Genomic DNA, 13,119 nt, shown 5'->3' on the forward strand with positions numbered 1-13,119 from the left:
GCTCGACCCGCGACGCCCGCGCCCGGAACGATGCACGCGGCCCGCCGGCATGTCCGCGGGACCACACCGGGCACCCGCGCGCCAATATCCGTTGGACTGCCAAGCATGGGACCGGAGTGACCGCTCAAGCGCCAACACCGTTCGACAGGAGATTTTCATGACCGATCCACGTCCGGCCAACGTGCCTTGGTTGACGCCTTACCTGGCCGTGCGCAATGCGCATGCGGCCATCGAGTTCTTCCAGGCCGCATTCGGCTTCGAGTTGCGCGACGTCCTCGACGAGGACGGCGCGATCATGCACGTCGAGATGACCTACCGCGGGCAGCTGATCGTGATGTTCGCGCCAGAAGGCGCGTTCGGCTCCACCGCGCTCACGCCGAAGAGTGCGGGCGCAACCGCCCCGCAATCGTTCTATTTGTACGTCGACGACGTCGACGCGACCTGGCAGCGCGCGCTCGACGCAGGCGCGAAATCGCTGACCGCGCCGCAAGACCAGTTCTGGGGCGACCGCTTCGCGCAGATCGAGGATCTCGACGGTTACCGCTGGGCGCTCGCGCGCCGTCTGAGCGCATGAACGGAGCTGCGATACGCATGAGTGAAGCCACCACCACCGCGGCCGTGCCGCGCTTTTTCATCGAGGCGGCGCTGCGCACCGACGCGACGCTCGCGTTGCCCGCCGACGTCGCGCGTCACGCGCAAGTGCTGCGGCTGCAGCCCGGCGACGCGCTGGCGCTGTTCGACGGCAGCGGCGGCCAGTACCTCGCGCGGCTCGTCGAGATCGACAAGCGCAGCGCGCTCGCGCAGATCGAGGCGTTCGACCCGGCCGAGGCCGAACCGCCCTACCGCGTGACGCTCGCGCAAGGCATCGCCGGCGGCGACAAGATGGACTGGGTGATCGAGAAGGCCGTCGAGCTCGGCGTCGCGGCGGTCGTGCCGCTGTCGACCGCGCGCGGCGTCGTGAAGCTGTCCGGCGAGCGCGCGGACAAACGCATCGCGCACTGGCGCGGCGTCGTGCGCGCGTCGTGCGAACAATGCGGGCGCAACCGCGTGCCCGACGTCGCGCCGGTACGCGGCTTCGGCGCCTGGCTCGATGGGCTGCCGGCCGTGCCGGCCGACGGCGAGCTGCGGCTGCTGCTGTCGCCGCGCGCGAGCATCCCGTTCGCTTCGCTGCCCGACGCGCCGCCCGCGGCGGCCGTCACGCTGCTGATCGGCCCCGAAGGCGGGCTGTCGCCGGACGAGGAAAACGCGGCACGCGCACGCGGGTTCACCGCGTTGTCGCTCGGCCCGCGCGTGCTGCGCACCGAGACGGCCGGCGCGGCCGTGCTCGCGGCGCTGGCCGCGCGCTGGGGTGGCTGGTGACGAAACCGAAGTGTCGCGACACGCGGCGCGCCGGCTCCCGGGGTCGCCGCGTGAATGTGGCGCACGGACGCAAAAAAGCCCGCGCGTGGCGGGCCTTTTGCCGGATCGGCCGCGTTCGGGCGGCCGACGGGTTCGCGCTTTACGCGAACGAATAGAACACGCGGAACGCGACCTTGCGCTCGGCCCAGAATTCGGCGGCTTCGCGGAACACGTCGAGCAGCGTCTCGCGCCCTTCCTTGTCGAATTTCTGCGCAATCGGCAGCCCTTCGAGGACGATCACGAAACCGGGCTGCGCGCCGGCCTTCGCGACCAGGTCGGTCAGGCAGTCGTACAGCGCATCGTAGTTCTTCCCGAAATGTTTCGGAAACAGGAACGACGTCGCGATCGTCTCCATCACTTCCTGCTTCGACTGCGCGGCGCCGCAATACGCGTACAGGAAATGCTGGCCGAGCCGGTTGGCTTCGTCGGCGAGATCCTGCACGCGGAACGCGCGGATCGACTGCACGAGATTGGGTCGCACGGTCGTGAAAAGGCTCATAGGCTCCTCGTTCGATGAAAGCCCGGGCTCGGCTTCCTGTTGCTCCGGCGCGCCGCCGGCCTGTGCCGCCGCGTGGAGTTGCATCACGCGCTGAAACAGATTGCCGTCGCCGGCCGCGAACAGTTCCGCCGCCGCCGTATCGTGCGCGTAGATGGAGTCGCTCATGCCGTTCATCCCGAAGTCATTCAACAATACGTTTAAAACTGTTGTAGTGGTCGTCCGTGTAATAACAGTTGTCGATCCGGCGCAATGGCCCGCCACAGACGATCCGGCGTGCGCCGCGATTGCGTGCGCGCGGCGTCGGCACCGTGTACTCGTGGTAGTAGCCGCGCTTCGCCTTCGGCAGAATCCGCTCGCGGTTGCCGAAGACGACGCCGTCTTTCTCGTACGGATAGGGGCCACCGGCGCCGATCAGCCCAAGCGTGGTCACGGCCTCGCGCGGCAGACGGGCGGTCGGGATCGTATCGACCCCGCCGACGGCCAAGTCGGCCGATGCGGCCTGCCGTGCGTAAGCGGCGGAAACCAGACTGCCCGTCGGTGTACCGACGATACCCATCGCGAACATCGCGAAGACGGACGCGAGCGCGCCGTTGCGGAGCCACTTGCGTGCCATGAACCAGGGTTCCCGCTGTTAAATCAAGTAGTTGACGACCAACCAAAGGCGTTAGCGTAGCGCTATTGTCCGCGCGAATCAATGTTCGTTTGGGAATCGAAAGGCTGGCCTCGCCCGGAATCGCGCATTTTTTACCGAAATAAGACTACATTTATCTTACATGAGATAGAATATTGGCGGCATCTCTCGTATGGCAAGACTTTGCCTCCTTGCCACGCTCGCTACCTGGAGTGGAGAGATGTTGCTGCTGCTTATGGGAAGCGCGTTTGCGCCCTGCCCGACGGCGTGCCCATTGCGGGCACGCCTCTTTTTGCTTTTGTTTACAATTTCGCCCGACGCGCGGCACCGGTTCGACCGTTGCCGCGCGGTTCTTTCCGGGCTCAGCGGGCGGCGTTCACGTCGGCGACCAGCAGCGCCGCCATGTTGACGATGCGGCGAACGGTTGCCGATTCGGTCAGCACGTGCACCGGCTGGGCCGCGCCGAGCAGGATCGGCCCGATCGCGATGTTGTTGCCGGCGGCCGTCTTCAGCAGGTTGTACGCGATGTTCGCGGCATCGATGTTCGGCAGGATCAGCAGGTTCGCGTCGCCTTCCAGCGTCGATTCCGGCAGGATTTCCTTGCGCAGCGCCGCGTCGAGCGCGACGTCACCGTGCATTTCGCCGTCGACCTTCAACTCCGGCGCACGTTCCTGCAGGATCGCGAGCGTATCGCGCATCTTCTGCGCCGAAGGCGCGTTGCTCGTGCCGAAATTCGAGTGCGACAGCAGCGCGACCTTCGGCTCGATACCGAACCGGCGCACTTCTTCCGCGGCCATGATCGTGATCTCGGCAAGTTGCTCCGGGGTCGGATCGACGTTCACATGCGTGTCGACCAGGAAGATCTGGCGGCCCGGCAGCACGAGGCCGTTCATCGCAGCGTACACGCTGCAGCCCGGGCGCTTGCCGATCACCTGGTCGATGAAGTGCAGGTGGCGGTGCGTGGTGCTGATCGTGCCGCAGATCATCCCGTCCGCTTCGCCCTTCTTCACCAGCATCGAGCCGATCAGCGTCGTGCGGCGGCGCATCTCCACACGGGCCAGCTGCTCGCTGATGCCCTTGCGCGCCATCATCTTGTGGTACGTCTGCCAGAAGTCACGGTAGCGCTCGTCGTGCTCCGTGTTGACGACCGTGAAATCGGCGCCCGGCGTGAGGCGCAGGCCGTAGCGCTGGATACGGTGCTCGATCACCGACGGACGGCCGATCAGGATCGGCTTGGCGAGCTTCTCGTCGACGATGATCTGCACGGCGCGCAGCACGCGCTCTTCCTCGCCCTCCGCGAACACGACGCGCTTCTTCTCCGCCGGCGCGCTGCGCGCGAGCTGGAAGATCGGCTTCATCGTCGTGCCGCTGTGGTACACGAACTGCTGGAGGTGAACGCGGTACGCCTCCATGTCCTCGATCGGGCGCGTCGCGACGCCGCCGTCCATCGCGGCCTGCGCGACGGCCGGCGCGATCTTGACGATCAGGCGCGGATCGAACGGCTTCGGAATCAGGTATTCGGGCCCGAACGACAGGTCCTGGATCCCGTATGCGGTCGCGACGATGTCGCTTTGCTCCTGCTGCGCGAGTTCAGCGATCGCGTTGACGGCCGCGATCTCCATTTCACGCGTGATCGTCGTCGCGCCGACGTCGAGCGCGCCGCGGAAGATGAACGGGAAGCACAGGACGTTGTTGACCTGGTTCGGATAGTCGGTGCGGCCGGTCGCGAGAATCGCGTCGGGGCGCACTTCGAGCGCCGCTTCCGGCAGGATTTCCGGCGTCGGGTTCGCGAGCGCGAGGATCAGCGGGCGCTCGGCCATGCCCTTCACCATCTCCGGCTTCAGCACGCCGGCGGCCGACAGGCCGAGGAAAATGTCCGCGCCGTCGATCACCTCGGCCAGCGTGCGGGCTTCGGTTTCGCGGGCGAAACGCTCCTTGTCCGGATCCATCAGCTCGGTGCGGCCCTTGTAGACCACGCCGGCCAGATCGGTCACCGTGATGTTCTCGAGCGGCAGGCCGATGTCGACCAGCAGGTCCAGGCACGCGAGCGCGGCCGCCCCCGCGCCGGACGCGACGAGCTTCACCTTCTTGATGTCCTTGCCGACGACCTTCAGGCCGTTCGTGACGGCCGCGGCCACGACGATCGCGGTGCCGTGCTGGTCGTCGTGGAACACCGGAATCTTCATCCGCTTGCGCGCTTCGCGCTCGACGATGAAGCAGTCCGGCGCCTTGATGTCTTCCAGGTTGATCCCGCCGAAGGTCGGCTCCAGCGCGGCGATCACGTCGACCAGCTTGTGCGGGTCCGACTCGTTCAGCTCGATGTCGAACACGTCGATGCCGGCAAACTTCTTGAACAGTACGGCCTTGCCTTCCATCACCGGCTTCGACGCGAGCGGGCCGATGTTGCCGAGCCCGAGCACCGCCGTGCCGTTCGTGACGACGCCGACCAGGTTGCTGCGCGCCGTGAAGCGCGCGGCGTTCAGCGGGTTCTCGACGATCTCCTCGCACGCATACGCGACGCCCGGCGAATACGCGAGCGCGAGGTCGCGCTGGTTGATCATCTGCTTGGTCGGGGCGATCGCGATTTTCCCCGGCGTCGGGAATTCGTGATAGTCGAGAGCGGCTTCGCGGAGCTTGGCTTTGGAGGAGGCTTGGGTCGACATGTGTCTCTTGACGTGCGGATTAGAATAACTGTTCGACGGCATTGTAGCGCCAATCGAAGGCCGCCAGACCGGCGATTCGGGTGCAACAGCCGCGACAAAAATGTACTGAACGGTGCAGGAACGGCGCCGTTCGCTGCGTACAATGCCGTTCCCTTCACCGCTTCCAGGTTCGTCCGCCGTGCCAGCCGCCCTGTCCGAGTTTTCGCTGATCGATCGCTTCTTCGCGCGCCGCGCGGCCCGGGGGGCGCGTGCATCGACGCTTGGCATCGGCGACGATTGCGCGCTGATCGCGCCTCGATCCGGAAAATTGCTGGCCATTTCGACGGACATGCTGGTCGAAGGCCGCCATTTCTTCCCCGATGTCGCGCCCGACGCGCTCGGCCACAAGACGCTCGCGGTCAACCTGTCGGATCTCGCGGCGATGGGCGCCGAGCCGCGCGCGTTCACGCTCGCGTGCGCCCTGCCGCGCGCGGACGCGGCGTGGCTCGAGGCGTTCAGCAACGGGCTGTTCGCCCTCGCCGAGCGGTTCGGCTGCGAACTGATCGGGGGCGACACGACGAGCGGTCCGCTGAACCTGTGCGTGACCGTGTTCGGCGAAGTCTCGCCGGACGCGGCGCTGCGGCGCGACGCCGCGCGCGACGGCGACGACGTCTGGGTGTCCGGCACGCTCGGCGACGCCCGCGCGGGGCTCGGGATCGCGCGCGGCGAATGGACCGCCGGCGCGGACGAAGCCGCCGCGTTCCGGCAGGCGCTCGAGCGTCCCGAGCCGCGCATCGCGCTCGGGCTTGCGCTCGCCGGCGTCGCGCATGCGGCACTGGACATCTCGGACGGCCTTGCCGGCGACTTGCAGCACATCCTGACCCGCTCGAACGTGCGCGCCGAGATCGACGCGGACGCGGTGCCACGCTCGGCCGCGCTCGCGACGCTGCCGCCGGATGTGCAGCGGCGCTGCATGCTCGCCGGCGGCGACGACTACGAACTGTGCTTCACCGCGCCGGCCGCGGCCCGCGCGGCGATCGAGGCAGCAGGCGCGAGCGCCGGCGTTCGGGTGACGCGAGTCGGTACAATACACGCGTTGTCCTCGCCGTCGGAGCAGCCCGCGATCGCGTGGCGCGACGCCGCCGGCGCCCCCCTGACTCTCACGTTGCACGGTTTCGACCACTTCCATGCAGACTGACCCGCCCGCGCAATCCGCGGCCGCGCCCGGCGCCGCCCGACACGTGCCGCAGCGCGCCACCGCGCGCTTCATGGTGTCGCATCCGGCGCACATCGTGTCGCTCGGCTTCGGCAGCGGGCTCGCGCCGTTCATGCCCGGCACGTTCGGCTCGCTGTTCGGCTGGCTCACGTTCGTGGTGCTCAACCGCTACCTGACGGTGCCCGAATGGTGGGCGCTGATCGCGGTCGGTTTCGCGGCGGGCACGTGGATCACCGGATTCACCGCGCGCAAGATGGGCACGTCCGATCCGGGCGCCGTCGTCTGGGACGAAATCGTCGCGATCTGGCTCGTGATGCTGTTCGTCACGCCCGCGACCTTCATCGGCCAGTTGTGGGCGTTCGTCGTGTTCCGCTTCTTCGACATGCTCAAGCCGCCGCCGATCCGCTATTTCGACCGTCGCGTGAAAGGCGGGCTCGGCATCATGGTCGACGACCTGATCGCCGCGTTCATGACGCTGCTCGTGATCGCGTTCTGGCGCTCCGTCGTCGGCTGACCGATTTCCCGATTCCCGTCTCCCGACGCGCATGCCAACCGATTCCGTCGTCCATCAGCTTGCGATCCGCGCAGGCAACAAACTGCGTGACGAGCACCTGACGCTCGCCACCGCCGAATCCTGCACGGGCGGCCTGATCGCCGCCGCGATCACCGACATCTCCGGCAGCAGCCAGTGGTTCGAGCGCGGCTTCGTCACCTACTCGAACCAGGCGAAGATCGACATGATCGGCGTGCCGCCCGACCTGATCGAGAAATACGGCGCCGTCAGCGAGCCGGTCGCGCGCGCGATGGCCGAAGGCGCGCTGCGCAACAGCCGCGCGCAGGTCGCGCTGTCCGTAACCGGCATCGCCGGCCCGGCGGGCGGCAGCGAGAAGAAGCCGGTCGGCACCGTGTCGTTCGCGTGGAGCAACCGGCTGCATACCGACGTCGAGACCCTCGTATTCAAGGGCGACCGCGAGCAGATCCGCACGCAGGCGGCCACGCATGCGCTGCGCGGACTGCTGAAGCTGCTCGATGAACGCGAACGCTGATTCGCCGGCGCAGCGGCAGGGGCGTCCTCCGCCCGTGCCCGCCTGCCGGATCGCGTCGGGCTTCGCGACGCTCCCGTTCTAGTCCGCCGTGACCGGCAGGCCGGGCGCGTTCTGCCGCGCGGCCCGCGGATGCGGGCTTGGCGGTGAAAGGCCGCCCGTGCAGGCGGCCCGTGTTTCGGCGATATTTCAGCGATACGCGTTGATCGTATCGCGCGTTTTCTGCGCGGCGAGCGCGGCGGCTTCGGCGAAATCCTCGCCCTTGCTCGCGTACAGGATCGCGCGCGACGAATTGATCATCATCCCGGTGCCGTCGGCGGTGCGACCCGCGTTGACGGTCGCCTGCACGTCGCCGCCCTGCGCGCCGATGCCGGGGATCAGGAGCGGCATGTCGCCGACGATCCCGCGCACGATCTCGATTTCCTTCGGGAACGTCGCGCCGACCACCAGGCCGAGCTGGCCGTTCTTCGCATTCCACTTGCTCGCCGCGAGGTCGGCCACGACCTGGTACAGCGGCCGGCCGTTGGTGTCGAGGAACTGCAGATCCGACCCGCCCGGGTTGGACGTGCGGCACAGCACGATCACGCCCTTGCCTTCATGCTCGAAGTACGGCTCCACCGAGTCGTAGCCCATGTACGGGTTCACGGTGACCGCGTCCGCGCGATAGCGCTCGAACGCCTCGCGCGCGTACTGCTCGGCCGTGCTGCCGATGTCGCCGCGCTTCGCGTCGAGGATCACGGGCAGGCCCGGATGCTGGAGGTGGATGTGCGCGATCAGGCGCTCGAGCTGATCTTCCGCGCGATGCGCGGCGAAGTACGCGATCTGCGGCTTGAACGCGCTCGCATACTGCGCGGTCGCATCGACGATCTGCCGGCAGAATTCGAAGATCGCGTCGGGCTGGCCGTCGAACTGCACGGGAAAGCGCGACGGCTCGGGATCGAGGCCGACGCACAGCAGCGAATTCGTGCGCTGCCACGCGGCGCGCAGCGATTCGATGAAAGTAAGCGGGGAAGACATGGCGGATACTCGCGGCAAACCGTTGGTAGACCGCGTATTTTACCCGCGTCGCCGGCGTCCTTCGCGCGCGGCGGCGTCGATGCGCGCATCGGACCGCTCGACGGTGAACGCGAAACGCCGCGTAAGCCGCTCGCCCGGCGCGAGCAGCGTCATTCCGTGCGCGGCCGCGCCGCCCGGCAGGTTCACCGCATTGATCGGATGATCGACCGGCTCGAAGCAGAAGAAATGCTCGCCGGGCGGCGTATAGAGCACGTACGCATCGGCGTCGGCCGCGATCGTCAGCAACAGCCCGCGGCGCGGCCAGCTCACCGTCGCGTGGCCGCCCCAGCCGGTGAACGCATGATTGACGAGCGTCGCCGGCAACGGATACGCGACGCCGAACTGCCAGGCCGGCGGCACGCGCACGTGCCGCACCGGCAGGAAGTCCGTGCCCGACAGCCACAGGCCGCCTGCGGCCGCGGCCAGCTCGGTCGCGTCGTCGCGCACGAGGAACGGATGCAGGCCGAGCCCGAACGGCAGCCGTGCACGCCCTGCGTTTTCGATCGTCAGCGCGATCGACAGCGTCGTGTCGTCGAGCGCGAACGACTGGATCGCGCGAAACGCGTACGGTGCGCCGCTCGCGCGATCGAGCGACAGCTGCAGCGTCGTGTCGGTCGCGTCGTCCACCTGCCACGGGGCGAGCCAGCCGTCGCCGTGAATCGGCAGCGGCTCGTCGCGGCGGTTGCGCGGCACCGCGACGCTGCGTCCGTCGCATTCGAAGCGGCCGCTGCCGATCCGGTTCGAGTACGGCAGCAGCGGATAACACGCGAGCGCGTTCGGATCCGTCGCCGTTTCCGGGTGCTCGCACCGCCGGAACACCGGCACCAGCGCGCCGTGGTCGCCGCGCCAGTCGAAGCGCGCGATGCCGCCGCCCAGGTGCGGCAGCACGTCGAGCCGCAGTGACGCATTCGACAGCGTGACGGCCGCCGCATGCGCGGCGCCGACGCCCTGCGCGAACGCGGCGGTCTGCGGGCCGGCGCTGACCGGCTGCGCGGCGGCAGCCAGGCGCGCGCGGCGCGACTGGCTCGTGGACGACGACGATGCGCGCGAGGACGTGGCGGTCATGGTGAGCTCCTTTCCTTCGTCGATGAAGCGATACGGGTCGTCGCGCGGTGCCGCGCGAACACGAACGTCGGCAATCAGGCCCAGCCGCCGTCGACCACCACGTCCTGCGCGGTGATCATCCGGCTGTCGTCGGCCGCGAGAAACAGCGCCATGCGCGCGAGATCGTCCGGCAGCAGCTCGGCGTCGATGCACTGGCCGGCCTTGATCGCCGCGCGGCCCGCGTCGTCGAGCCACAGCCTGCGCTGCTTGTCGGTCATCACCCAGCCGGGCACCAGCGAATTCACGCGGATCCCGAACGGGCCGAGATCGCGCGCGAGCCCGCGCGTGAGGCCCTGCACGGCCGCCTTCGCCATCACGTAGACGGGGTAGCCGCCGTTCTTCAGCATCCAGCTGATCGAGCCGAGATTGATGATCGCGCCGCCACCGCGCTGCTTCATGTCGTCGATCACCGCCTGCGCGGCGAAGAACTGGTGGCGCAGGTTCACCGCGATGCCCGCGTCGAACGATTCGGGCGTCACATCGCCGATCGCGTGGCGCGCGTCGTTCGCCGCGTTGTTCACGAGCACCGCGATCGCGCCGATGCGCGCGCGGATCGCGTCGATCGCATGGCGCAGCGCGTCGATGTCGGTCAGGTCGCACGGGAGGAACAGCGGCGCGTGGTGCACGTCCGGCGCCTGCGCGAGGTTTTCCGCGAGCGCCTGGCCCGCGTGCGCGTCGAGATCGACGAACGCCACGCGCGCGCCTTGCCGCGCGAAGTGCTCGACGAACGCCGCGCCGATTCCGGTCGCGCCGCCCGTGATCAGCACCGCGCGATCCTCCAGGCTCGGGTAGCGCGCATAGCGCGCGTCGCTCGTGGCGCGCGGGTTCTGCGCGGAAGTTTCGTTGGTCATGCGAATCGTCTCCGTGGAATCGGTCAGTCGCGTACGCCGCGGTTCTTCAACTGGTCGAGCAGCACGGCCGCGAGCAGGATCGCGCCGCGCACCAGGTACTGGTAGAACGCGTCGATGTTCAGCAGGTTCATCACGTTCTCGACGGTGCCCATGATCAGCACGCCGATCACGACGCCCGAGATCGTCGCGCGGCCGCCCATCAGCGACACGCCGCCGAGCACGCACGCGGAGATCACGTTCAGCTCGAAGCCCTGCGCCGCGTTCGGCTGGCCCGACGTGATGCGCGATGCGAGGATCACGCCGGCGAGCGCCGTCACCGCGCCCTGGATCAGGAAGATGTACACGCGCGTGCGTTCGACGTTGATCCCCGCGAGGCGCGACGCCTCGGGATTGCCGCCGATCGCGAGCGTGTTGCGGCCGTACACGGTCTGGTTCAGCAGCACGCCGAACACGATGAAGCACATGAGCGTGACCCAGATCGGCAGCGAGACGCCGAAAAGCGACAGCCCGCCGAGCGCGATGAACGTATCCGACGACACGCCGACCGCCTGCCCCTTCGACACGATGAAGCCGAGCCCGCGCACGATTTCCATCGTCGCGAGCGTCGTGATCAGCGCGTTGATGCGCAGGTACGCGATCACCGCGCCGTTCACGAAGCCGATCGCTGCCCCGGCCGCGACCGCCGCGACGATCGCGACGAACGTATTGTCGGTCGCATTCAGCACCATCGCGCACAGCACGCCCGAGAACGCGACGGTCGAGCCGATCGACAGGTCGAAGTCGCGCGAGGCCAGACAGAACATCATCGTGCACGCGACCATCCCGATCTGCGAGATCGACAGCGCGAGGCCGAGCATGTTGTCGATCGAGAAGAAGTGATCGACCGTCAGCGACATCGTCACGAACATCACCGCGAAGATCGCGATCAGGCTGTATTCGGTGAGGTGCTGCCACCACTTCTGGCGGTCGCTCTGCTGGGGGACCAGCGCGTCGGCCGACGGCTTCACGGCTGCGCTGGCGAGGTTTTCCCTGACTTGCATGGTGGTGTCTCCTGGTCCTGCATCGCGCGGCCCGCGCCGCGCTTGATCGATTCGAATGTCGTGCGCCGCCCGTGGCGACCTCACGCTGCGTCAGCCGCCTCGACGACGCTCGTCTGCGGCAGCGCGAGGCTCAGCACCGCATGCTCGTTCGCCTGCTCGCGCGGCAGCTCGCCCGCGATGCGGCCTTCGCGCATCACGACGATGCGGTCGGACACGCCGAGCACTTCCGGCAGTTCCGACGACACCATCACGATCGCGCAGCCGCGCTCCGCGAGCCGGTAGATCACGTCGTAGATCTCGTGCTTCGCGCCGACGTCGATGCCGCGCGTCGGCTCGTCGAGGATCACGACCTTCAGGTCGGGCTCCGCGAGCCAGCGCGACAGGATCGCCTTCTGCTGGTTGCCGCCCGACAGGAAGCGGATCTTCTGCCGCCGGTTCGGCGTCTTGATCTTCAGCCGCTGGATGAAACGGTCGGCCGTTTCGCTTTCGGTCTTGCGGTCGATGAACAGGCCCGCGCGCAACGAATGGCGACGGCAGCTGATGTTGATGTTCTCCGCGACCGACGCCATCGCGATGATCCCTTCCTCCTTGCGGTCTTCCGGGCACAGCACGATGCCGTGACGAATTGCGTCGCCGGTGCGCTTCACGTCGATGCGCTTGCCGTCGAGCGTGAGCGCGCCCGCGCGCCGGCGGTCCGCACCGTACACGAGCCGCATCAGTTCGCTGCGCCCCGCGCCGACCAGCCCGAAGAAGCCGACGATCTCGCCCGCGCGCACCGAGAAGCTCGCGGGTTCGCGCAACGCGGGGCCGTCGACGCCTTCGGCCGAAAACCGCACGTCGCCGAGCGCACGCGGCGCGTAGTGGTAAATGTCCGCGATCTCGCGCCCGACCATCTCGGCGACCAGCCGCTCGCGCGGCACGTCGGCGAGCGATTCGTGCGACGCGATCTTGCGCCCGTCGCGAAAGATCGTGCACGCATCGCACAGCCGGTAGATCTCGTCCATCCGGTGCGAGATGTAGATCAGCGCGCGGCCCTGCGCGCGCAGGTCGTCGACGAGCTTGAACAGCACCTCGGTCTCGCGATGCGACAGCGAGCTCGTCGGTTCGTCGAGCGCGATCACGCGCGCGTTGCGCATCAGCGCCTTGCAGATCTCGACCATCTGCCGCTGCGCGATCGACAGCCGCCCGAGTTTCGCGTCGGGATCGAGATCGACGCCCATCGCGGCAAGCCGCTCGCGCACATGGCGCTTCGCCTCGCCCTTCCTCACCCAGCCGAGCGCATTCGGCAGGCGGCCGAGCAGCAGGTTCTCCGCGACCGTCAGGTCGGGCACGTACTGCAGCTCCTGGTGAATCACCGCAATGCCGGCCGCGATCGACGCGGCCGCACTCGAAAAATGCACGGGCTGGCCGTCGACCAGCACGCTGCCCGCATCGGGCTGGTATTCGCCGCCGAGAATCTTCAGCAGCGTCGACTTGCCCGCGCCGTTCTCGCCCATCAGGCCATGCACCTCGCCCGCGTGCACGTCGAACGAGATGCCGTCGAGTGCGCGCACGCCGGGAAATACCTTGCCGATATTGTCAAAACGCAGTGCCGCTGACACGTCGTCTCCCTGCTTGCAGTTCCATCGATCGCCGGCCG

13 protein-coding genes are annotated in these 13,119 nt (G+C 68.1%); 5 read left to right on the top strand and 8 right to left on the bottom strand.

The features are described 5' to 3' along the window. Nucleotides 1-157 precede the first annotated feature (157 nt). Together ACV22W_RS18660 and ACV22W_RS18665 are read left to right on the top strand one after the other, a co-directional pair. Complete coding sequence (locus tag ACV22W_RS18660) at nt 158-574, top strand: VOC family protein (RefSeq protein ID WP_059535265.1); 417 nt, start codon at nt 158-160, stop codon at nt 572-574. A gap of 17 nt (nt 575-591) precedes the next feature. Next, complete coding sequence (locus tag ACV22W_RS18665) at nt 592-1,359, top strand: 16S rRNA (uracil(1498)-N(3))-methyltransferase (protein WP_448020938.1); 768 nt, start codon at nt 592-594, stop codon at nt 1,357-1,359. A 139-nt stretch (nt 1,360-1,498) separates the two neighbouring features. On the opposite strand, the gene ACV22W_RS18670 is transcribed toward ACV22W_RS18665, so the two are convergent. The 3 genes from ACV22W_RS18670 to ACV22W_RS18680 form a co-directional block, all read right to left on the bottom strand. Continuing rightward, on the bottom strand, nt 1,499-2,062 hold the full coding sequence (locus ACV22W_RS18670; RefSeq protein WP_059820729.1) for a barstar family protein: 564 nt from the start codon (nt 2,060-2,062) through the stop codon (nt 1,499-1,501). Between the two features lie 16 nt (nt 2,063-2,078). Next, nucleotides 2,079-2,510, bottom strand: a complete 432-nt coding sequence (locus ACV22W_RS18675) for a ribonuclease (RefSeq protein ID WP_014898117.1) — start codon at nt 2,508-2,510, stop codon at nt 2,079-2,081. A gap of 380 nt (nt 2,511-2,890) precedes the next feature. Further along, nucleotides 2,891-5,233 (bottom strand): NADP-dependent malic enzyme, encoded by a 2,343-nt coding sequence (locus ACV22W_RS18680; RefSeq protein ID WP_448020941.1) that lies wholly within the window; start codon nt 5,231-5,233, stop codon nt 2,891-2,893. 100 nt (nt 5,234-5,333) lie between these two features. On the opposite strand from ACV22W_RS18680, the gene thiL reads away from it, so the two are divergent. Genes thiL through ACV22W_RS18695 form a run of 3 tightly spaced genes read left to right on the top strand, consistent with a single transcriptional unit; the run spans nt 5,334 to nt 7,432 of the window. Beyond that, complete coding sequence (gene thiL, locus ACV22W_RS18685) at nt 5,334-6,368, top strand: thiamine-phosphate kinase (RefSeq protein ID WP_448020943.1); 1,035 nt, start codon at nt 5,334-5,336, stop codon at nt 6,366-6,368. After that, on the top strand, nt 6,358-6,900 hold the full coding sequence (locus ACV22W_RS18690) for a phosphatidylglycerophosphatase A family protein (protein ID WP_448020944.1): 543 nt from the start codon (nt 6,358-6,360) through the stop codon (nt 6,898-6,900). The genes thiL and ACV22W_RS18690 overlap by 11 nt, the downstream gene beginning before the upstream one ends. 31 nt (nt 6,901-6,931) lie before the next feature. Next, a complete protein-coding gene (locus tag ACV22W_RS18695) occupies nt 6,932-7,432 on the top strand; it encodes a CinA family protein (RefSeq protein ID WP_448020946.1) in 501 nt (166 codons plus the stop codon). Between the two features lie 186 nt (nt 7,433-7,618). On the opposite strand, the gene pyrF is transcribed toward ACV22W_RS18695, so the two are convergent. The 5 genes from pyrF to araG all read right to left on the bottom strand — a co-directional run bounded on the left by pyrF (nt 7,619) and on the right by araG (nt 13,081). Then, on the bottom strand, nt 7,619-8,446 hold the full coding sequence (pyrF, locus tag ACV22W_RS18700; RefSeq protein WP_448020947.1) for an orotidine-5'-phosphate decarboxylase: 828 nt from the start codon (nt 8,444-8,446) through the stop codon (nt 7,619-7,621). Between the two features lie 39 nt (nt 8,447-8,485). Then, a complete protein-coding gene (locus ACV22W_RS18705) occupies nt 8,486-9,550 on the bottom strand; it encodes an aldose 1-epimerase (RefSeq protein WP_448020948.1) in 1,065 nt (354 codons plus the stop codon). A 74-nt stretch (nt 9,551-9,624) separates the two neighbouring features. Next, nucleotides 9,625-10,440 carry an SDR family NAD(P)-dependent oxidoreductase gene (locus ACV22W_RS18710; RefSeq protein ID WP_448020949.1) on the bottom strand — a complete coding sequence of 272 codons (816 nt, stop codon included), beginning with the start codon at nt 10,438-10,440 and terminating at the stop codon, nt 9,625-9,627. Nucleotides 10,441-10,463: 23 nt separating this feature from the next. Beyond that, nucleotides 10,464-11,480 carry an L-arabinose ABC transporter permease AraH gene (gene araH / locus ACV22W_RS18715; protein WP_059465359.1) on the bottom strand — a complete coding sequence of 339 codons (1,017 nt, stop codon included), beginning with the start codon at nt 11,478-11,480 and terminating at the stop codon, nt 10,464-10,466. 80 nt (nt 11,481-11,560) lie between these two features. Further along, nucleotides 11,561-13,081: an L-arabinose ABC transporter ATP-binding protein AraG gene (gene araG / locus ACV22W_RS18720; protein ID WP_059535249.1), complete on the bottom strand. Its 1,521-nt coding sequence runs from the start codon at nt 13,079-13,081 to the stop codon at nt 11,561-11,563. Nucleotides 13,082-13,119: the final 38 nt, after the last annotated feature.

It is taken from the genome of Burkholderia sp. AW49-1 (assembly GCF_053427845.1).

Coding starts and splice junctions, on each gene's coding strand:
- araH (WP_059465359.1), bottom strand. CDS start 11,480: ATGCAAGTCAGGGAAAACCTCGCCAGCGCAGCCGTGAAGCCGTCGGCC.
- ACV22W_RS18690 (WP_448020944.1), top strand. CDS start 6,358: ATGCAGACTGACCCGCCCGCGCAATCCGCGGCCGCGCCCGGCGCCGCC.
- thiL (WP_448020943.1), top strand. CDS start 5,334: ATGCCGTTCCCTTCACCGCTTCCAGGTTCGTCCGCCGTGCCAGCCGCC.
- ACV22W_RS18660 (WP_059535265.1), top strand. CDS start 158: ATGACCGATCCACGTCCGGCCAACGTGCCTTGGTTGACGCCTTACCTG.
- ACV22W_RS18710 (WP_448020949.1), bottom strand. CDS start 10,440: ATGACCAACGAAACTTCCGCGCAGAACCCGCGCGCCACGAGCGACGCG.
- ACV22W_RS18665 (WP_448020938.1), top strand. CDS start 592: ATGAGTGAAGCCACCACCACCGCGGCCGTGCCGCGCTTTTTCATCGAG.
- ACV22W_RS18695 (WP_448020946.1), top strand. CDS start 6,932: ATGCCAACCGATTCCGTCGTCCATCAGCTTGCGATCCGCGCAGGCAAC.
- ACV22W_RS18670 (WP_059820729.1), bottom strand. CDS start 2,062: ATGAGCGACTCCATCTACGCGCACGATACGGCGGCGGCGGAACTGTTC.
- ACV22W_RS18675 (WP_014898117.1), bottom strand. CDS start 2,510: ATGGCACGCAAGTGGCTCCGCAACGGCGCGCTCGCGTCCGTCTTCGCG.
- ACV22W_RS18705 (WP_448020948.1), bottom strand. CDS start 9,550: ATGACCGCCACGTCCTCGCGCGCATCGTCGTCGTCCACGAGCCAGTCG.
- pyrF (WP_448020947.1), bottom strand. CDS start 8,446: ATGTCTTCCCCGCTTACTTTCATCGAATCGCTGCGCGCCGCGTGGCAG.
- ACV22W_RS18680 (WP_448020941.1), bottom strand. CDS start 5,233: ATGCCGTCGAACAGTTATTCTAATCCGCACGTCAAGAGACACATGTCG.